Origin of the sequence: Neisseria subflava, assembly GCF_024205745.1 — a bacterium.
Classification (GTDB): Bacteria; Pseudomonadota; Gammaproteobacteria; order Burkholderiales; family Neisseriaceae; genus Neisseria; species Neisseria flavescens_B.
Genome location: NZ_CP073117.1, coordinates 973511 through 994303, shown reverse-complemented (window position 1 = coordinate 994303; position 20793 = coordinate 973511). Strand labels below are relative to the sequence as shown.

Below are 20793 nucleotides of genomic sequence, written 5' to 3'. Positions count from 1 at the left end.
AAATTTTAAACTTACTGTCTATTTACTTCGCATTTAGTTCAGATTAATGTCCGAATCAGTGATATGGATGTCCAACAGCAAATTATTGATAATGGTATTGGACAAGAATACTGTATTTCCTGAAAAATCTATGTGCTTTTGAATTTTTTCAAAGTCAAATTCACATAATACAATCGTAGGCAATGCTTCTTTCAGCTCTTTAATATCCGGATAAAACTCTGATACTTTAGCCGATGAAATGACCACTTGATTTTCAAGGTTATGATCAATTACATCTGGTAGCTTTTTGAAAGTCTCCAAAATCGGCGTACGGATAGAGTGCAGATACAATGGATCTTTTCCACCATAGTATTTATGGTTGCCCAAAAATGGGTCGATTGCAAAGGTTTTGTACCCACCAATTAAGCCGTGATATACCGCCCCTGTACCGCCTGATGATGCACCGCAAATGACTACGTTTTTCTTATCTACGCCATAAATACTCATCAGGCTCTTAATGAAACGCTGGATATTGTCTTCGATATTTTCATCAAACTTTGTATTCAAACCGTGACTGCCAAACGCGTCTGATACATCAGCCATACGGATGATATAAGTATTTGGCATGATGCTGTTGCTGATAAATGGAAATGGGTGGCTATAATAACGGTCAACCATATTCTCATTACTCTTATTGGTATAAGAGAACAACACCAATAGGTTTTTCTTGTTGGCACTCAATACTTTCGGTGCTTCAACAGTATAAATGACATTTTCCAACTCATGGAAAGAGTCTGGGAAATAAGCCAAAAGATCTTTATAACTGTGCTTATTCACACGACGGAACACACTCACACCCATTTTGTGTTCAACAGCTAAAAAGCCTCTATTATTTAGCTCATAAACATAATCACTTAGACCATGATTCCGAGCATAGCTTAGGAAAAACTCATTACTGTCGCCTTTAATACCGATGTATTCAACTTCCGGCTTATCCAAGTACTCGGCTAAATCAATGCTTTTATTTTTTTCAACATTCAGGATGTAGCACAATTCGCTGCCAAGATAAATGGACGTAACTTCTAAAATCTCACTAAATTTATCCTCAATTTTTGCCCAATCGGTTTCAGCAAATTTAAAAGACAATACTGTCTTTTCTTGATTAACCGATTGTGGGTAACTTCCATAAACTTCTGAAATATATTTTAGAAATTTTGGGAAACCAGAAATTTTAGAAACCTTGCTCTTATTACGCTCAATAAAGTTAAAGGTTTGCCCTGATGTTGAATAGCTGATGCTGACAAAATAGTCGTTCAACAGAAAATCAAACACTATACTTTGATTGTTATAAATCCAAGCGTTAGCCTTTTGAGGATCAATCTTGGCTTTTCGTAAGATGTTTTGCTGAATTTGATATAAATCCATTTTATAAACCCTGTTGATATTTTTCCAACAATGCTTTTTTGTCGGTTTTGTGGTTGGTGCTGACTGGAATTTCATCAATGTGAATAAATTCAGACGGCATCATGTAAGACGGTAAATTTTGTACTAATGCGTCTTTGATCGCCTGAGTATCTGCACTTTGCTTGGCTGTATAGAAACACACCAAACGCAATACTGCGCCTGTGTTGCGTTTCAAAGCCACTACTGCCACATTATCAAAGGCAAATTCCTTAAGGTTAAGGATTTTTTCTTCAATTTCTGAAAGTTCGATACGGTAGCCATTGAGCTTAATCTGCTCGTCTTTACGGCCTTGTACATAGAACAATCCATTTTTTTCAAAACCGTAGTCACCTGTTTTATAAGTACGGTTATCTGCACTGTGTACTACCAAGCGTTTAGCATTTTCAGTTTCGTTGTTCAGATAGCCACGCATCACATGGTTACCGCTAATCCAAATCTCTTCGTCAACAATCTCTAATTTGGAATTAAGCACGGCAACACCTACAGGCAACTCTTCTTCTGCCACCAGCATATCAGGCGTAATATCAACGTAAGTTGTTGCTACAGTAGCCTCAGTCGGACCATAGGTATTGATAACACGGACACCGGGAAATTTTTGAAAAATCATATTTACTACTGGTTTGCCAAGTTTTTCGCCACAGAACAAAAATTCTTTCAAACTCGGTAAAGTAGCCTGACTACATTTAGGGTTAAGCAGCTGCTGCATGGCAAAAGAAGGCGTGGAAACCCAAGTAGTAATTTGTTGTTTGGCCAAAAAATCAATCCAGGTGGCAGGATTAGAAATAGCATCACGACTGTTCATGACAATGCAACCACCGTAAGCCAAGTTGCCAAAGATTTCATACATTGACAAATCAAACGCAAACGGAGCCTGATTCATAAACACATTAGGTGCGGCTAAATTAAGCTGCTCTTTCATCCATTTCATCAGGTTGAATACAGCTTCACGACCGATTTGCACACCCTTAGGTGCGCCGGTTGTTCCTGAAGTAAACATGATGTAAGCCAAATCTTTTTCAGCCAGCTCTACTTCTTCGTCAGTCTGCTTTTCAAAAGTTTGCGTTGCCGAACGGTACACAAAACGTGCTTTCGACAGTTGGCAGATATTGTTCAGACGGCTTTCAGGATAAATACTATCCACCGGAATAAAAGGGATTTTGTTTAATAAGCAGGCATAAATTGCCACTGCAAAATCAATTTCTTTATGGCCGTGCAACACTAAAGGAATGTTTTTGGTAATATCTGCTATGCTTTTGTAAGCCTCGATAAATGCGGCTATTTTTACGCGCAACTCTTCCCAAGAACATTCCTGAGTATCATTAACTAATGCTTTTCCCGAAGTTTGGCTGAAACGGTATTCCAAAAAATCATCAAGATTTTGGAATTCATTTAATTGTTTCATGATTTAGCCTTTGTAATTATTTTCAACATATTGAATGATATTGGCTGAGTTTGCCAAAATATCAACCAGTTGCTCAAACGGCAAATCAACATCAAATTTTTGTTTGATGGCCATAACCAAATCCATTGCGCTCACAGAATCAATAAGTCCTGTAGACAACAATTCTTCATTTGCTGACACTTGTTTTTGTGCAACTTGTGAAATCAACGCCAAAACTTCGTTAGATACTGACATGGTAAGATCCTTTTATTAAAATTGAAATGATAACGCTTTGCACCCTGTGCATAACACTGTGATTATCCCATATTTTTTTACTTTTCAGGTAACTAAATATACAATAACCAAATAAAGCAATCCCTCTTTGACAACATTTACATCAGGTCAGCTGAAAGCGTTTGTATTTTCAGCCAACCGGTTCACGACTTCCAAACACAATTTTAATTAAGGAAAACCAATGACTATTCTTATCACCGGCGGTACCGGTTTTATCGGTTCTCATACCGTTGTTTCCCTGTTGAAATCAGGCTTTAATGCCGTGATTTTGGACAATTTGTGCAATTCGTCTGCCAACATCCTCCCGCGCTTGGAAAAGATTACCGGCAAGTCTGTGCCTTTTTACCAAGGGGATATCCGTGATCGTGAAGTGTTGCGTCAAATCTTTGCAGAACACGATATTGATGCCGTCATCCATTTTGCCGGCTTAAAGGCAGTCGGTGAAAGCGTGGCCGAACCAATGAAATACTATGACAACAATGTGTCGGGCAGCTTGGTTTTGGCTGAAGAAATGGCGCGTGCCGGCGTATTTAAGATTGTGTTCAGCTCATCGGCTACGGTTTACGGCGATCCGGGTAAAGTGCCTTATACGGAAGATATGCAACCGGGGGACACGACCAGCCCTTACGGCACGTCTAAGTCTATGGTGGAGCGCATTTTGACGGACATCCAAAAGGCCGATCCGCGTTGGAGCGTGATTTTGTTGCGCTATTTCAATCCTATCGGTGCGCATGAAAGCGGTTTGATCGGCGAGCAGCCAAACGGTATCCCAAACAATCTGCTGCCTTATATCTGCCAAGTGGCTTCAGGCAAGCTGCCGCAATTGTCGGTTTTCGGCGATGACTACCCTACCCCAGACGGTACGGGTATGCGCGACTATATCCATGTAATGGATTTGGCAGAAGGCCATGTGGCGGCGATGCAGGCGAAAAGCGATGTTTCGGGTGTACACCTGTTTAATTTGGGTTCGGGACGTGCTTATTCGGTATTGGAAATCATCCGTGCTTTTGAAGCGGCATCCGGCTTGACCATTCCGTTCCAAATCAAACCGCGTCGCGATGGCGATTTGGCCTGTTTCTATGCCGACCCTGCCTACACCAAAGCGCAAACCGGTTGGGAAACCAAACGCGATTTGGCGCAGATGATGGAAGACTCATGGCGTTGGGTCAGCAACAACCCAAATGGCTACGACGATTAAGTTGACCTGATACAGGCCGTCTGAAAGAGATGTTTTCAGACGGCCTCTTTATCTAAAAAACACACTTTCTGTCTGCTATAATCTGTTTATATTATTTTGACTATCCTCTGAAACTTATGAAAAAAATCCTTGTTACCGGCGGTGCGGGCTTTATCGGTTCTGCCGTTGTCCGTCATATTATCCAAAACACCCAAGACTCTGTCGTCAATGTCGATAAGCTGACTTATGCCGGCAATTTGGAATCTTTGACCGAGGTAGCCAATAATCCTTGCTACGCTTTTGAGCAAGTGGATATTTGCGACCGCGCCGAACTCAACCGCGTATTTGCACAACACCAGCCTGATGCCGTGATGCACTTGGCTGCGGAAAGCCATGTCGACCGCTCTATCGATTCGGCAGGCGAATTTATCCAAACCAACATCGTCGGCACATTCAATCTGCTTGAAGCAGCCCGCGCCTACTGGCAACAAATGCCGTTTGAAAAGCGCGAAGCCTTCCGTTTCCACCATATTTCTACCGATGAAGTCTATGGCGATTTGCACGGCACAAACGATTTGTTTACCGAGACCACACCATACGCGCCGTCCAGTCCCTACTCTGCCTCTAAAGCATCCAGCGACCACCTCGTCCGCGCATGGTTGCGTACTTACGGTTTGCCGACCATCGTAACCAACTGCTCCAACAACTACGGCCCTTACCATTTCCCGGAAAAACTCATTCCTTTGATGATTCTGAACGCGCTCGACGGCAAACCGCTGCCTGTGTACGGCGACGGTATGCAAATCCGTGACTGGCTGTTTGTCGAAGACCACGCCCGCGCACTGTATCAGGTTGTTACCGAAGGTGTCGTCGGCGAAACCTACAATATCGGTGGACACAATGAAAAGGCCAATATCGAGGTGGTTAAAACCATCTGCGCCCTGCTGGAAGAACTCGTTCCCGAAAAACCAGCCGGCGTGGCGCGTTACGAAGACTTGATTACTTTTGTGCAAGACCGCCCCGGCCATGACGTACGCTATGCCATCGATGCCGCCAAAATCGGCAGGGAACTGGGCTGGAAACCGCAGGAAACATTCGAATCCGGCATCCGAAAAACGGTGCAATGGTATTTGGACAACAAAACCTGGTGGCAAAACGTACTGAACGGCAGCTATCGTTTGGAACGTTTAGGTACCGGAAAATAAGTTTTCAGACGGCCTGTTCCCATATTAGGCCGTCTGAAAATCATGCAAACACACACTACTCAGGAGAAAACCCATGAAAGGCATCATCCTTGCCGGCGGCAGCGGCACACGCCTCTACCCCATCACGCGCGGCGTATCCAAACAACTGCTGCCCGTGTACGACAAGCCCATGATTTACTATCCCCTGTCCGTATTGATGCTGGCAGGAATCCGCGATATTTTGGTGATTACTACACCCGAAGACAACGCCTCTTTCAAACGCCTGCTCGGCGACGGCAGCGATTTCGGCATTTCCATCAGCTATGCCGTGCAACCCAGTCCGGACGGCTTGGCACAGGCATTTATCATCGGCGAAGAATTTATCGGCAACGACAATGTTTGCTTGGTTTTGGGCGACAATATTTTCTACGGCCAATCGTTTACGCAAACATTGAAACAGGCCGCCGCCAAGACCCACGGTGCAACCGTATTCGGTTATCAGGTCAAAGACCCCGAGCGTTTCGGCGTGGTTGAATTTGACGAAAACTTCAACGCCCTGTCTATCGAAGAGAAACCGCAACAGCCCAAATCCGATTGGGCAGTAACCGGCTTGTACTTCTACGACCGACGCGTCGTCAAGTTCGCCAAACAAATCAAACCGTCCGCCCGCGGCGAATTGGAAATTTCCGATCTCAACCAAATGTATTTGGAAGACGGTTCATTGTCGGTACAACTTTTGGGACGCGGTTTTGCGTGGTTGGATACCGGCACCCACGAGAGTCTGCACGAAGCCGCCTCATTCGTCCAAACCGTGCAAAACATCCAAGACCTGCAAATCGCCTGCCTGGAAGAAATCGCTTGGCGCAACGGTTGGCTTTCCGATGAAAAACTGGAAGAGCTGGCGCGCCCGATGGCGAAAAACCAATACGGCCAATATTTGCTGCGCCTGTTGAAAAAATAATGTTTGAGGCCGTCTGAAACTTTTCAGACGGCCTTTAGATGAAAGATAAAACGATGAACATCATTGATACCGCCATTCCTGACGTAAAACTGCTTGAGCCCCAAGTCTTCGGCGACGCGCGCGGCTTTTTTATGGAAACCTTCCGCGACGAATGGTTTAAAACCCAAGTCTGCAACCGCACCTTCGTGCAGGAAAACCATTCCAAATCCGGCAAAGGCGTATTGCGCGGCCTGCACTATCAAACTGAAAACACACAAGGCAAACTCGTGCGCGTGGTTGTCGGCGAAGTATTCGACGTGGCTGTCGATATGCGTAAAGACTCCCCCACTTTCGGCAAATGGGTGGGCGAGATTCTGTCCGCAGAAAACAAACGCCAACTATGGGTACCCGAAGGTTTCGCACACGGCTTCTATGTACTGAGCGATGAAGCCGAGTTCGTCTATAAATGCACAGACTATTACAACCCCAAAGCTGAATACTCGCTGATTTGGAATGATCCGACCGTCGACATCAACTGGCCGCTACAAGGCGAGCCGAACCTGTCGCCTAAAGACTTGGCAGGCAAAGTATTGGCCGAAGCCGTCACGTTTTAAAAAATCATTCAGGTCGTCTGAAAGAATGTTCCTCTTTTCAGACGGCCTACAATCCATTAATAACAATAATCGACGAAAACGCATTGTGAAAAACGCCTACATTCCCTCTCGCGGCATCCGCAAAATCCCCCATCTCTCCACCCTATTGCCCGAGTTTCATATCTGCAAAGATGGAAAAGGAACAGAGGCTGTTGTCGGCTGGGGTTTGCGCCCGACGACACACAAAGCGCGTGCGTTTGCCACCGAACACCAGCTTCCCTTTATTGCTTTGGAAGACGGCTTTTTACGATCGCTCGGACTAGGCGTCTCCGGTTATCCGCCCTATTCCATTGTCTATGACGACATCGGCATCTACTACGACACCACCCGTCCTTCGCGTTTGGAACAACTGATTCTCGCCGCCGATACCATGCCGTCTGAAACCTTGGCTCAGGCACGGCAGGCGATGGATTTCATCCTGCAACACCACTTGTCCAAATACAACCACGCGCCCGAACTTTCAGACGATCATCCTTTGCGTTCCCCATCCAAACTAGAAACCGTCCTCATCATCGACCAAACCTTTGGCGATATGGCCATCCAGTATGGTGGCGCAGAGGCCTCTACGTTTGAACTGATGTTTCAGACGGCCTTGAATGAAAACCCGCAAGCCGATATCTGGGTAAAAACCCATCCCGATGTTTTGTGCGGCAAAAAACAAGGCTATCTGACCCAACTGGCGCAGCAACACCGCGTCCATCTTCTAGCAGAAGACATCAATCCGATTTCTTTGTTGCAAAACGTCGATAAAGTTTATTGCGTTACCTCGCAAATGGGTTTTGAAGCACTTTTGTGCGGCAAACCACTGACCACCTTCGGCCTGCCGTGGTATGCCGGATGGGGCGTGAGCGACGACCGCCACCCACAAATCGGCAGTCTTGCTCAAACCCAACGCCGCGCTCCCCGCAACTTGCTGCAGCTCTTCGCCGCAGCCTATCTGCAATACAGCCGCTACCTCAATCCTAATACCGGCGAAGCAGGCAGCCTCTTTGATGTCATCGACTATCTGGCGACGATCAAACGCAAAAACGACAAATTGCGTGGCGAGTTGTATTGCGTCGGTATGTCTTTGTGGAAACGCGCGGTTGCCAAACCATTCTTTAACGTCCCCTCATGCCGTCTGAAATTTATCTCTTCCACCCAAAAACTGGCCGGGGTCAAACTGTCCGACGATGCACGCATCCTTGCTTGGGGCAACGGCAAAGAGGCCATCGTCCGTTTTGCCGAACAACACCATATCCCCCTGCTGCGCATGGAAGACGGCTTTATCCGCTCGGTCGGACTCGGCTCTAATTTAGTACCGCCACTGTCGCTCGTTACCGACGATATGGGCATTTATTTCAATGCCGAAACCCCGTCCCGTCTTGAACACATCCTGCAAAACCAAAACTTCGACGATCAAGACTTTCAGACGGCCTTGAAGCTGCAAAAAATGCTGACCGAAAACCACATCAGCAAATACAACGTCGGCAGCTCAAACTTCAGCGCCCCAGCAACCGACAAAACCGTGATCCTCGTTCCCGGCCAAGTTGAAGATGACGCGTCTATCCGCTACGGTTCGCCCCAAATCTACCGCAATCTGGATTTGCTCCGTACCGTACGCGAACGTAATCCCGATGCCTATATCATCTACAAACCGCATCCCGATGTAGTTAGCGGTAACCGTATCGGTCATATTTCCCCTGAAGATACGGCACGATATGCCGACCAAACCGCCGAACAAGCCGACATCCTGACCTGTCTCCAATACGCGGACGAAGTACATACCATGACTTCGCTGACCGGTTTTGAAGCCTTGTTGCGCGGCAAAAAAGTCAGCTGCTACGGCCTGCCTTTTTACGCAGGCTGGGGGCTTACCCAAGATCTGCTGCCCATTCCGCGCCGCAGCCGCAGGCTTGAGCTTTGGCAGCTGATTGCCGGCACGCTCATCCACTACCCCGACTACATCCACCCCGAAACCCATCAGGCCATCAATGCGGAAACCGCAGCCCAAATCCTGATACGTCAAAAAAATATGCAAAAAAACAACAACGGATTACATCGCGGGTACTTTGCTAAAAAATTAGGTAAAATCAAACAACTATATCTATCTTTCAAATAAACACCATCTAAATTAACAATACGTCATAAGCTTGCCTCTGTTGCGGCATTATTGCCTTTGCATCGTTAATTCTCTTAGCGTATGCTTGAAAGTTCAACCTAAAACTATTACATAAAAAACAAATCCACATTGCGACATGAAACAGACCGTCCTCAAAAACAACCTGCAAAACTTGCTTGAAAGCGCAGAAAATATCCTGCTGCTTCAAGGCCCTGTCGGCGATTTTTTTCTGCGCCTTGCCGACTGGCTGACTGCAAACGGCAAAACAGTACATAAATTCAACTTTAATGCAGGCGACGACTATTTTTATCCACCCACTCAAGCGCATACCGTTGTTTTTAACGACGACTACGAGGCCTTTCCTGAATTTTTGCAAGAATATATTGTTCAACATCACATCCAGGCCGTTGTCTGCTTTGGCGACACACGCCCTTATCACGTCATTGCAAAACGAATTGCAAACGAAAACCAAGCCAGTTTTTGGGCGTTTGAAGAAGGCTATTTCCGCCCCTACTACATCACCTTAGAAAAAGACGGCGTCAACGCATTCTCCCCTCTGCCGCGCCGTGCCGACTTTTTTCTTGAACAATTCCCTAAGCTTGCCCAGCAAGAATATAAAGCGCCAACGCCGGTACGCGGCGGGTTTACGCCCATGGCAAAAAACGCCATCCGTTACTATATCGAGTTGTTCCGCAATCCACGCAAATACCCTGACTACATCCACCACCGCGCGCCCAATGCCGGCCATTACCTCAAACTGTGGTCGCTCTCCATCCTCAAGCGTTTGAACTACTATGTTGAAGACATCCAAATCGCCAAACGTGTGGAAGCAGGCAAATACGGCAAGTTTTTTATTGTTCCCTTGCAGGTATTCAACGACAGCCAAGTCCGTATCCATTGCGACTTTCCCAGCGTCCGCAGCTTCCTACTCCATGTTTTGAGCTCATTTGCCGCCCACGCGCCTGCCGACACCAACATCATCATCAAGCATCATCCGATGGACCGCGGCTTTATCGACTACTGGCGCGACATTAAACGCTTTATCAAAGAACACCCCGAACTCAAAGGCCGTGTGATTTATGTCCATGATGTCCCCTACCCGTTTTCCTGCGTCACGGTCTCGGTATGGTCACCATCAACAGCACCAGCGGCCTGTCCGGACTGATTCACAATATGCCTGTCAAAGTGCTCGGTCGTGCCTATTATGATATTCCCGGCATGACTGACCAAAATACCTTGGCAGAATTTTGGAATCATCCGACACCGCCTGACAAAGAGCTGTTCCATGCCTACCGTATGTATCACCTCAACGTGACCCAAATTAACGGCAACTTCTATAGTCAGGTGTTTTTTCCTAACAGAAAAACCTCCGACTCTTCCACACCGACAACCTGACTTAGCGAAGGAAAGTTCAGGCCGTCTGAAAAACATTTCAGACGGCCTGAAGCAATCAATACCTTAGCTACTGCCATGTAAATAAAACACAAAAACCTGCATTTATCATTAACAATAAATTACAAAAACAGTATAATGACCGAGCTGTCATGAGCGCACACCGACTCAACCTGAGCCCTTTGTAACACATAAAATATGGATGCCCCTAGGCAAAACAATATAACAAGCCAAGCATCCTAAAGATAAGCCAACAAGGCAATACACTCTGCAAAACTGTGCCGAGCAATATTTTTACAAAGACCTCAACCGGTATCGCCGCCCATATGCCGCAGCATCCGTCTTCCACTTTATATCCGCCCGCAAACCATGACCGCCGCTCCTGATATCCTCTACCGGCAAGCCGCCGCCCTTTTGGAACAATCCAATACCGCCCAAGCCCTGCCCCTGCTGCAACAGGCCGCAGAGCAGGGATATACGGAAGCTGCTTTTGTATTAGGCGGCCATCTGCTGAAAAACGGTCATCCGGAGCAGGCACTTCCATGGTTGGAAGCCGCCGCGGCCCAACGCCATCCTAAGGCACTCTTTATCCTGCTGCAACAACGCGAACGCAACGGCACCCCGACCGGACAGCTTCTTAACGAATACGCCTGGCTGGGTGAGCAAGGTCACCTCGAAGCCCAATTAATCCTCATGCGTTACCATGCGCAACGCAACGATCCACAATCGCTCTACTGGGCAGAGCTTGCCGCTGCCCGATATGCTGCGCCTGCGTATTACCATCTGGCACGCCATCATCAACGCCAAGGCGATGTTACAACAGCCATCGAACAATACGAAAAAGCGGCAGCGCTCGGCGTGACTGCCGCCTACTGGCAACTCGGTCAAATCTACTTCTACGGCACAGGTGTCAGTCCTAACCACGCACAAGCCGAACACTATCTCGAACAAGCCGCGCAAGCCGGCCACATCGCCGCACAAACCCTGCTGGCCGACCTTCTTGCCACCCAACGCAAACCCGAAGCCTTAGAATGGTATCGTCGTGCCGCCGATAAGGAACAAGCGGAAGCACAGGTCAAGCTGGCCCAATACGCCCTGACCGGCGAACTTTCCGAACGTGACCCATTCCAAGCGGCGCGCTATGCCAAAGCCGCTGCCGAGAAAGACCATCCCGAAGCCCTGAAAATCATGGGCGACCTCTACCGCTACGGCCTCGGCATCAAAGCCGACAACCATATCGCTCATGATTACTACCACCGTGCCGCCGCGCTGGGTTCTGCCGCCGCCGCACAAAAACTCATCAGCGACGCCGCACTGTACCATCCGCAACAATACGAACAAATCAAAACAGCCGCCCTGCAACAGCAACAAACCGAAACCACATACCGTTTGGCGGAAACACAAGCCCACGCCATCGGCCGTCCCGCCGATTACAATGCCGCGCGCAAAAATTACATGGAAGCTGCCGAGTTCCACCATAAAAACGCGGCGGCAGCCTTAGGCCGCATCTACCATTACGGCCTCGGTACGGCGCAAGATCCTCGGGCAGCTGCACACTGGTACGCCATCGCTGCTGAACAAAACCATCCTTCGGCCCAATACCACCTTGCCTGTTTTTACTATCACGGGCAAGGTGTCGGCTGTCATGTTCCGACCGCCTGCTACTGGCTGCAGGCCGCCATCAGCAACGGCCACACTTCGGCCGAATCATTAACATCCCTATTAGAACAATGGCGCCGCGAAGCGCATCATGCTATCGGGCAAAAGGCCGTCTGAAAAGATTTACACTCGCATTTTTTGACAAACTTTAACTATTCCCCTAATATTTGCCAGTTATTTTTCACGGACACGTCATTGTTTTCATTTCTTTCTGAAAACACCTTGTCCGCGCATCAATACCATGACACTCGGCGGATAACGCCAAGCGTTGAAACACACTACATCCGGAACAAAAACGGATGCTCGGAAAAACATTTCTAGGAGGTGAAACAACATGGAATGGGAATTCAACAGTTATTACACACTGATTGCCGCCACGCTCGTGTTGCTGGTTGGTAAATTTCTGGTTCAAAAAATCAAATTCTTAAGAGACTTCAATATTCCCGAGCCGGTCGCCGGCGGTTTGATTGCCGCTATCGTCCTGTTCGCCCTGCACGAAGCCTACGGCGTCAGCTTCAAATTTGAAAAACCGCTGCAAGATGCGTTCATGCTTATTTTCTTTACATCCATCGGTTTGAGCGCCGACTTCTCCCGTTTGAAAGCGGGCGGTTTGCCTTTGGTTATCTTTACCGCCGTGGTGGGTGCATTCATCATCGTCCAAAACTTTGTCGGTGTCGGCTTGGCGAGCGCATTGGGCTTGGATCCGCTGATTGGCCTGATTACCGGTTCGATTACCCTGACCGGCGGTCACGGTACCGCCGGTGCATGGGGTCCTGACTTTGAAAGCAAATTCGGCCTGACCGGCGCAACCGGCTTGGGTATGGCTTCCGCAACATTCGGTCTGGTATTCGGCGGCCTGATCGGCGGTCCCGTTGCCCGTCGCCTGATCAACAAAATGGGTCGCAAACCTCTGGAAACAAATAAAAAACCAGTTGACAATGACCAAACCGACGACGTCTTCGAACAAGCACAGCGCACCCGCCTGATTACGGCTGACTCCGCTGTCGAAACGCTCGCGATGTTTGCCGCATGTTTGGCATTTGCCGAAATCGTGGACAGCTACGACAAAGCCTTCTTCGACTTGCCTAAATTCGTATGGTGTCTGTTTGCAGGCGTAGTCATCCGCAACGTCCTGACTGCCGCTTTCAAAGTCAATATGTTTGACCGTGCCATCGACGTATTCGGTAACGCCTCCCTGTCCCTCTTCCTGTCTATGGCCCTTCTGAACCTGAAACTGTGGGAATTGACCGGTCTCGCAGGCCCTGTGACCATCATCTTGGCTGTACAAACCGTCGTAATGATTCTGTACGCAACCTTCGTTACCTACGTCTTCATGGGTCGCGACTACGACTCTGCCGTATTGGCGGCAGGTCACTGCGGCTTCGGTTTGGGTGCTACCCCGACTGCCGTTGCCAACATGCAGTCCATTACCCAAACTTTCGGCCCGTCTCACAAAGCCTTCTTGATTGTGCCTATGGTCGGTGCGTTCTTCGTTGACTTGCTCAACGCCGCCATCCTCTCCGGCTTCATCAGCGTCATCAAAGGCTGATACGTCTAACATAGAAAAGCACTTGCCGCATTTACTTGCTGCAAGTGCTTTTGCTATGATAGGCACGTCAGGCCGTCTGAAAGGCCGTCACCTTCAGGAGTACACATGTACAAAAAAACCGCTTCCGTATTGATTTTAAGCACAATTCTGCTTGCCGCATGCAGCAAAGAAGAGCCCAAAGCCGCACTTGATTGCGCCCAACCGGCCACACTGCAAAACATCCGTACCACCATCGAAGACACCCTCAAACAACAAGCGCGCTCCTTCGCCCGCAATGACAACCGCCAATTCGTCGATGCCGACAAAATCATCGCCGCCGGCCTCGAATTAGAAACCCTGCTTGAAGACCCCAAAGAAACCGAAGACGACGGCAAAGCCATCTGCCGCGCCAACCTCAAAATCCGCATTCCCGACACCATCCTCAAAACGGCCATAGACAACAGCCCGCTGATTTACGGCAGCACCCCGTTGGCCGACATGCTCGAACAAAAACTGATGGGCAGCAACCTAACCTTTGAAAACAACACGTTCAGCACCACCCTGCTCTACACCCCCGACAAAGACGGCAAACCGGTTTTCGAAGACAATACCCTGAGTTCCACCGCCCAAACCCTTTCCGCCACCCTGCTGCCCTACGGCGTGAAAAGCATCGTCATGATAGACGGCAAACCCGTGTCCAAAGAGCAGGCCATCAAACTGCTGCAAAACCAAAACACGGAAGAACCGCCGACTGTTAATCCGCAAGACATCCTTGAAAACAACGCTGCCAGCCAAGCCGTCGGCTTGACCGATGACGGCGACAATTCAGATTACGAAGTCCTGCGCCCCGACCATGAAACCCAACGCAACGAGCCGCCCGGCCTCAGCCAAAGCGAACTTGACAACGCGCGCGCGCAAAACCGTCAGGCGGACGGCGAGATCAACGACCTCTGGGGCGGCTTGGACAGCGACGTCAAACAACAAATCCTCGGCGAGCAACGCGCCTGGATTCAAAGCAAAAAACTCAACTGCCAACAAGCCGCCGCGTCCGCAGACAACGCCGCACAAGCAGAATACCTGCGCCTGCAGTGTGAAACCCGCATGACCCGCGAGCGCACGCAATACCTGCGCGGCTATTCCATCAACTAAAACCGATAAGGCCGTCTGAACATTCAGACGGCCTGCACGAAAGCACATCACATCATGCAATACCGAATCCACCGTGAAGGCGATGCCCAAAACACACCCTCTTCAGCCTCCACCCCCGTCGACAACTGGGAGCGCAACACCCTGCGCGAAGTCCTCCTCGCCGCCTACCAAGAACAACGCCGCGCCCGCATTTGGCGCAATATCTGGCGCGGCGTCGCCGTCCTCATCTTCCTCAGCCTGATTTTCGGCCTTGCGGAAGAAGAAGGGAAAACCACGTCGGTCCAAGCCCGCAGCGAACACACCGCCGTTATCGACCTGACCGGCGAAATCGGCAACGACATCGACGACCAAGTCCAAATCCTGCGCGACAGCATGGAAGCCGCCTACGAAAACGGCAACGCCAAAGCCATCATCATCCGCGCCAACAGCCCCGGCGGTTCGCCTGTCGTGTCCAGCATAGCCTTTAACGAAGTCCGCCGCCTCAAAGCCGAACACAAAGACATCCCCGTTTACCTCGTTGCCGAAGACATGTGCGCTTCCGGCTGCTACTACATTGCCGCCGCAGCCGACAAAATTTATGCCGACCCTTCCAGCATCGTCGGCAGCATCGGTGTGATCGGCGGCGGTTTCGACTTTACCGGCCTGATGGACAAAGCCGGTGTCAAACGCCGTCTGAAAACCGCCGGCAGCAACAAAGGCATGGGCGACCCTTTCACACCTGAAACGCCGGCGCAAACCCAAATTTGGGAAAGTATGTTGGGCGATATCCACCAAGAATTCATCAAAGCCGTCAAACTCGGCCGCGGCGCAAGGTTGAAAGACAAACAGTATCCCGACGTTTTCAGCGGCCGCATCTATACCGGCAAAGAAGCCAAACAGGTCGGCCTGATTGACGACTTCGGCAGCATTTACAGCGTTGCCCGCGATGTCGTCAAAGCCCCCGAGCTGGTCAACTACACGCCGCAAGACGATTTCAGCAAAATGCTCAGCCGCCGCTTCGGTGCGGAAGTGAAGGCCAAAGTCAAAGAAACTTTGTCTGAAATTTGGTAAATAAAAAATAAAAGGTCGTCTGAAACTCCAAACATCGGGGTTTCAGACGACCTTTTTATATGGTTTTTAAAATAAAACGCTGATCATTGTCCAAACATTTATCGGCTTCATCAAACCGACAGACAAATATCCCCTAATGATGCTTTTACGGGAACACATTACGCCTGCAAATGATCAAGCCTCCACATTTCAGACGGCCTGCTTCTGCATATTGTGCGCCATATCAAGCGCGGCGCGGACGGCGGTAATCAGGCTGCCGGAATCGGCTTTGCCCGTGCCTGCCAAGTTCAAGGCCGTGCCATGATCGACGGAGGTGCGGATAAAGGGCAGGCCGAGGGTGATGTTCACGCCTTCGCCAAAACCGGCATATTTGAGCACCGGCAGCCCTTGGTCGTGATACATGGCAAGGACGGCATCGGCATCTTTGAGCAGGAAGGGTTGGAACACGGTATCGGCCGGATAAGGGCCGCGCGCGTCTATGCCTTCGGCCTGCAGGGCATGAAGCGCCGGAATAATAGTGTCGATTTCTTCGTGTCCCAAATGGCCGCCTTCGCCCGCATGGGGGTTGAGGCCGGTAACGAGGATGACCGGTTTGGCTATGCCGAACTTATGACGCAGGTCGTGTTCAAGAATGCGGACAACCGACTCGATTAAAGGCTTCGTGATGGCGGCGGGAATGTCTTTCAGCGGCAGATGGGTGGTCATCAACGCCACACACAGGCCGCCGCCGGTCAACATCATGACGACTTGTTCGGTATGGCTTTTTTCGGCAAGGTATTCGGTATGGCCGCTAAAAAAGCCGTTGCCTGCGTGGGCATCGTTGATGATGCCTTTATGCAGCGGCGCGGTCACCATACCGGCAAACAGGCCGTCTGAAATGCCTTGATACGCCGTATCCAGCAGTCGGAGCACATACGCGGCATTGGCAGGATTGAGTTCGCCCGCCCGACACTCGGCATCTAAAGGAATATGCAGGACTTCGAGTTCGCCCTTGGGCAACGGATCAGCCGCTTGGGCTTGGAAGTCGCGCAGGATGACGGATTTGCCGAGCTGTTCGGCCCTTTGCGCCAACAGGTTTTTGTCACACAAAACAACGGGACGGCAAGGAAGGTCGGAGAAAGCCAAATCAAGGCAGATGTCGGGGCCGATGCCGGCCGGTTCGCCGGAAGTGATGGCGAGAATGGGAGCAGTCATGGTGTTTCTCGGTACGGTTTACAGTATTTGGACAACATCAGGCAAAATGCCTGCCCTACTTTTGCAGATTAACACAAATACAAAAAGGCCGTCTGAAAACAGTTTTTGCTTGGTCAAACTGTTTTCAGACGGCCTTAGCTGTTTACCGTTTTACACTTAAGAACGACGGCCGATCATGCGGTACAAAACGTCGTGGCCTTGAATGCGGTGGACGACAACCATGGCGATGTGGCCGGCGACAAGCGCAAAAAGCAGCCAGCCGAGTTTGCCGTGCGCCATATTGCCGAGGTTGGACATCCATTCGATTTTTTCAGGCGAACCCTGCATCACTTCGACACCGAATACTTTCAACGGGCCGCGACCGCCGCCGTATTGGCGGATCATGCCGATAACGGGGACGGCGAGCATGAAGACGTAAAGGGCAAGGTGGCCTGCTTTGGCGGCAAAGCTGTCGGCGGCAGGACGTTTGGACGCATTGAGCAAAGCCCAAACAATGCGCACGGCAATCACCAGTAGCGTGATGAAACCGATGGATTTATGCACGCCGAAGAGCGATTTGACCCATTCTTCGCCATCGTAGATGGTCCAAACGGTAATGGTGGAGAGGATGCCGATGAAACCGAGTACGGTCAGCCAGTGCAACGCGCGCGCGACGGCATCGTAGGTTTGTGGACGTGTAGTGGTCATAATGTTTCCTTGTTTTTGATTTGTTTGGTTTTTTGAATCGGCGGCATTGTAACAAAAATGCCCAACTGATTATGTTGCCTTTTTGAAGAGATTTCGTAAATGTTTGGAAAATTTGAAGAAACGGCGGTTTTATCCGTCAGGCTGCCCGGGCCGTCTGAAAACAAGGGCAGGAATACCACCTTCTATGCCGAACTCGGGCTAAAATAGGCGTTTTTATTCTCGGGTACGCATCGATGCAGGTTTGGATTCGGCGGTTTGCGCTGTTGCTTCTGCCTTTGGGTTTCTTGGCGATTATGGTGGCCGCGCCTTTGCTATCGTTGGCGTTTTACGACGGCGAAGGCGCTTGGGCGGAAGTGGTGGCTGATGACTATATGCGCCTGCGCTTGGGCTGGACGGTGGCGCAGGCAGTTTTGACCTGCGTCTTGGTCACGGCTTTGGGCGTGCCTGCGGCGTGGGTGCTGGCGCGGATGGACTTTGCCGGACGGCGCACGGTTTTACGCCTGCTGATGCTGCCTTTTGTGATGCCGACTTTGGTGGCGGGCATGGGCGTGCTGGCTTTGTTTGGCGCACACGGTATGCTGGCTGCAGGTTGGCAGGACACACCGTGGCTGCTGATTTACGGTAATGTGTTTTTCAACCTGCCGGTTTTAGTGCGCTCGGCGTATCAGGGATTTGTGCGTGTGCCGCAGGCGCGGTTGCTGTCGGCGCAATCTTTGGGCGCGGACGCGTGGCGGCGGTTTGTCTGGGTCGAATGGCCGGTGGTGCGTGCGTGGGTTGCCGGCGGCGCGTGTCTGGTGTTTTTATATTGTTTTTCAGGCTTCGGGCTGGCCTTGCTGCTCGGCGGCGAACGTTTTGCAACGGTGGAAGTGGAAATCTACCGGCTGGTGGCGTATGAGTTGGACATGGCGCGTGCGTCGGTGCTGGTGTGGCTGGTGCTGGCGGTTACGGCGGCGGCAGGCGGTTTGTATGCGTATTGGAGCAGGCGCGTCGCTGTGGATAAGTCGGTCTCGCCTTTGCCTCCGCGTGCACCGATATGGGCTTGGGAAAAATGGCTGACGGCAACGGTATTGGTCATGTTGGCACTGTGCTGCCTGCTGCCTTTGGCGGCGGTATGGCTCAAGGCGGTATCGGCAGGCTCTTCATGGGCAGTCTTGCTAGAGGCGCAAACGTGGGCGGCTGTGTGGAACACCGTCCGTTTCTCTGCGGCAGCCGTGGCGGCGGCAACGGTTTTGGGCGTGCTGTATGCGGCGGCGGCACGGCAAATGGCGTGGTTGCGCGCGCTGATGTTTTTGCCGTTTATGGTGTCGCCCGTGTGCATCGCGTTTGGCGTTTTGTTGCTCTATCCGCAGTGGACGGCTTCGCTGTGGCTGCTGACCGCGACTTACGCGCTGTTGGCGTATCCGTTTGTGGCCAAAGATGTATTAGCCGCGTGGGATGGTTTGCCCAAAGATTACGCAGCGGCGGCGCGTACCATGGGCGCAAACGCTTTTCAGACGGCCTGTTATGTAACCGCGCCTTTATTGAAACCGGCTTTACGGCGTGGTCTGACTTTGGCTTCGGCAACGTGTATCGGCGAATTTGCGGCCACATTGTTCCTGTCGCGCCCCGAATGGCAGACGCTGACCACTTTGATTTACGATTATCTCGGACGCGCCGGTGCGGACAATTACGGACGGGCGATGGTGTTGACGGCGGTATTGACCGCTTTGGCTCTGTCGGCATTTTTGCTGGTGGACGAAGCGGAAGGGCAAAAGGCCGTCTGAACGTGGTCGGCTCAATTTCCCTTCACTTTCACTACACTATTGCCGCGCCTTGTATCGAAAATTGATTGAATCCGCTATATAATTTGTTTTTAACCGCACTCAACACGATCTATCATGACCGACTTAGAAACCAAACGCCTTGAAACCCAAGCCATGCTGGACAATGCCGACTTGCTGTTTGACCAAGAACAATGCCGCGCGGCCTTGCAAAAAGTTGCCGACGACATTACCCGCGACTTGGGCGGCAAATACCCCCTGCTCCTGCCGGTAATGGGTGGCGCGGTGGTGTTTACAGGACAGTTGCTGCCGCTGTTGCGTTTCCCTTTGGACTTTGACTACGTCCACGTTTCCCGCTATGGCGACAAACTCGCAGGCGGCGCGTTCAACTGGAAACGCATGCCCGACCCCGAGCAAATCAAAGGCCGTCATGTAGTCGTTTTGGACGACATCTTGGACGAAGGCCACACCATGGCCGCCATTCAGGAAAAACTGTTGGAAATGGGCGCGGCAAGCTGCCGTGCGGCCGTATTTGCCAACAAGCTGATTGATAAAGAAAAACCGACCAAAGCCGATTATGTCGGTTTGGACGTGCCCAACCGCTACGTCTTCGGCTACGGCATGGATGCCGCCGGCTGTTGGCGCAACCTCGGCGAAATCTACGCCTTAAACAATAAATAAAACAAAGGCCGTCTGAAAAATCTTCAGACGGCCTCAACCCCCATACTAGGAACACATCATGATAGGTTTGTTAATCATTACACATGAAACCATAGGTGAAGCCTATCGCGGTTTGGCCGACCATTTCTTCCCCAACGGCTTTCCCGGAAATCTCCACATCCTCGGCGTACAGCCCGACGAAGATCAAAACGATATCATCAACAACGCCATCGCCGCGTTGCAGAAATTTCCCGACAACCGCGGCGTGCTGATCATGACCGACATCTTCGGCGCAACCCCGTGCAACGCCGCACGCCGACTGGTGCGCGAAAACAAATCCGCCATCCTGACCGGCCTCAACGCCCCGATGATGATTAAAGCCATCCAATACTCATCACAAGCCGAAAACCTCTCCGACTTCACCGAAACCGTTAAAGAAGCCGCCATCCGTGGCATTTTCGCCATTACATCCGCACCTGAAGACCTGGTGTGCAAAGAAAACGGCTAAGGCCGTCTGAAAACATTCACTTTACGAACATTT

17 protein-coding genes and 1 pseudogene are annotated in these 20793 nt (G+C 50.4%); 13 read left to right on the top strand and 5 right to left on the bottom strand.

Going from position 1 to position 20793, the window contains the following annotated elements:
* Positions 1-33: 33 nt before the first annotated feature.
* The 3 genes from KCG55_RS04880 to KCG55_RS04870 are packed head-to-tail and all read right to left on the bottom strand — an operon-like array spanning position 34 to position 3079.
* Complete coding sequence (locus tag KCG55_RS04880; RefSeq protein WP_254323545.1) at positions 34-1404, bottom strand: XcbB/CpsF family capsular polysaccharide biosynthesis protein; 1371 nt, start codon at positions 1402-1404, stop codon at positions 34-36.
* A 1-nt stretch (position 1405) separates the two neighbouring features.
* Positions 1406-2845 (bottom strand): AMP-binding protein, encoded by a 1440-nt coding sequence (locus tag KCG55_RS04875; RefSeq protein WP_254323544.1) that lies wholly within the window; start codon positions 2843-2845, stop codon positions 1406-1408.
* Positions 2846-2848: 3 nt separating this feature from the next.
* On the bottom strand, positions 2849-3079 hold the full coding sequence (locus tag KCG55_RS04870; protein ID WP_003747973.1) for an acyl carrier protein: 231 nt from the start codon (positions 3077-3079) through the stop codon (positions 2849-2851).
* Positions 3080-3299: 220 nt separating this feature from the next.
* Between KCG55_RS04870 and galE the strand changes: the two genes are divergently transcribed.
* The 10 genes and pseudogenes from galE to KCG55_RS04820 all read left to right on the top strand — a co-directional run bounded on the left by galE (position 3300) and on the right by KCG55_RS04820 (position 15951).
* Positions 3300-4316 (top strand): UDP-glucose 4-epimerase GalE, encoded by a 1017-nt coding sequence (gene galE, locus KCG55_RS04865; RefSeq protein WP_003747972.1) that lies wholly within the window; start codon positions 3300-3302, stop codon positions 4314-4316.
* Positions 4317-4432: 116 nt separating this feature from the next.
* Entirely contained in the window at positions 4433-5500 is a 1068-nt protein-coding gene (rfbB, locus tag KCG55_RS04860; protein ID WP_254323543.1) for a dTDP-glucose 4,6-dehydratase, read from the top strand.
* 73 nt (positions 5501-5573) lie between these two features.
* The gene (gene rfbA, locus KCG55_RS04855) at positions 5574-6440 is read left to right on the top strand and encodes a glucose-1-phosphate thymidylyltransferase RfbA (protein ID WP_254323542.1); all 867 of its coding nucleotides are present in this window, start codon (positions 5574-5576) and stop codon (positions 6438-6440) included.
* A gap of 53 nt (positions 6441-6493) precedes the next feature.
* Positions 6494-7033 carry a dTDP-4-dehydrorhamnose 3,5-epimerase gene (gene rfbC / locus KCG55_RS04850; protein ID WP_254323634.1) on the top strand — a complete coding sequence of 180 codons (540 nt, stop codon included), beginning with the start codon at positions 6494-6496 and terminating at the stop codon, positions 7031-7033.
* Positions 7034-7058: 25 nt separating this feature from the next.
* On the top strand, positions 7059-9173 hold the full coding sequence (locus KCG55_RS04845; RefSeq protein WP_254323541.1) for a capsular polysaccharide biosynthesis protein: 2115 nt from the start codon (positions 7059-7061) through the stop codon (positions 9171-9173).
* Between the two features lie 136 nt (positions 9174-9309).
* Positions 9310-10568, top strand: a pseudogene (locus KCG55_RS04840) (capsule biosynthesis protein).
* A gap of 366 nt (positions 10569-10934) precedes the next feature.
* Positions 10935-12341: a tetratricopeptide repeat protein gene (locus KCG55_RS04835; RefSeq protein ID WP_254323540.1), complete on the top strand. Its 1407-nt coding sequence runs from the start codon at positions 10935-10937 to the stop codon at positions 12339-12341.
* 217 nt (positions 12342-12558) lie between these two features.
* Positions 12559-13773, top strand: coding sequence for a sodium/glutamate symporter (gene gltS, locus KCG55_RS04830; RefSeq protein ID WP_254323539.1), 1215 nt, complete (start codon positions 12559-12561; stop codon positions 13771-13773).
* Positions 13774-13878: 105 nt separating this feature from the next.
* Complete coding sequence (locus KCG55_RS04825; protein WP_254323538.1) at positions 13879-14901, top strand: lysozyme inhibitor LprI family protein; 1023 nt, start codon at positions 13879-13881, stop codon at positions 14899-14901.
* A gap of 54 nt (positions 14902-14955) precedes the next feature.
* Positions 14956-15951: a S49 family peptidase gene (locus tag KCG55_RS04820; RefSeq protein ID WP_036492225.1), complete on the top strand. Its 996-nt coding sequence runs from the start codon at positions 14956-14958 to the stop codon at positions 15949-15951.
* A 189-nt stretch (positions 15952-16140) separates the two neighbouring features.
* Here KCG55_RS04820 and pdxA read toward each other — a convergent pair whose 3' ends face one another.
* Both pdxA and KCG55_RS04810 read right to left on the bottom strand, forming a co-directional pair.
* Positions 16141-17145, bottom strand: a complete 1005-nt coding sequence (gene pdxA, locus KCG55_RS04815; RefSeq protein WP_254323537.1) for a 4-hydroxythreonine-4-phosphate dehydrogenase PdxA — start codon at positions 17143-17145, stop codon at positions 16141-16143.
* A gap of 156 nt (positions 17146-17301) precedes the next feature.
* Entirely contained in the window at positions 17302-17832 is a 531-nt protein-coding gene (locus tag KCG55_RS04810) for a cytochrome b (RefSeq protein ID WP_080974668.1), read from the bottom strand.
* A gap of 233 nt (positions 17833-18065) precedes the next feature.
* Here KCG55_RS04810 and KCG55_RS04805 point away from each other — a divergent pair, with 233 nt between their 5' ends.
* The 3 genes from KCG55_RS04805 to KCG55_RS04795 all read left to right on the top strand — a co-directional run bounded on the left by KCG55_RS04805 (position 18066) and on the right by KCG55_RS04795 (position 20760).
* Positions 18066-19595 (top strand): ABC transporter permease, encoded by a 1530-nt coding sequence (locus KCG55_RS04805; protein WP_254323536.1) that lies wholly within the window; start codon positions 18066-18068, stop codon positions 19593-19595.
* A gap of 114 nt (positions 19596-19709) precedes the next feature.
* Positions 19710-20273, top strand: a complete 564-nt coding sequence (locus KCG55_RS04800; protein WP_063068536.1) for a hypoxanthine-guanine phosphoribosyltransferase — start codon at positions 19710-19712, stop codon at positions 20271-20273.
* Positions 20274-20331: 58 nt separating this feature from the next.
* Positions 20332-20760, top strand: a complete 429-nt coding sequence (locus tag KCG55_RS04795) for a PTS sugar transporter subunit IIA (RefSeq protein ID WP_254323535.1) — start codon at positions 20332-20334, stop codon at positions 20758-20760.
* Positions 20761-20793: the final 33 nt, after the last annotated feature.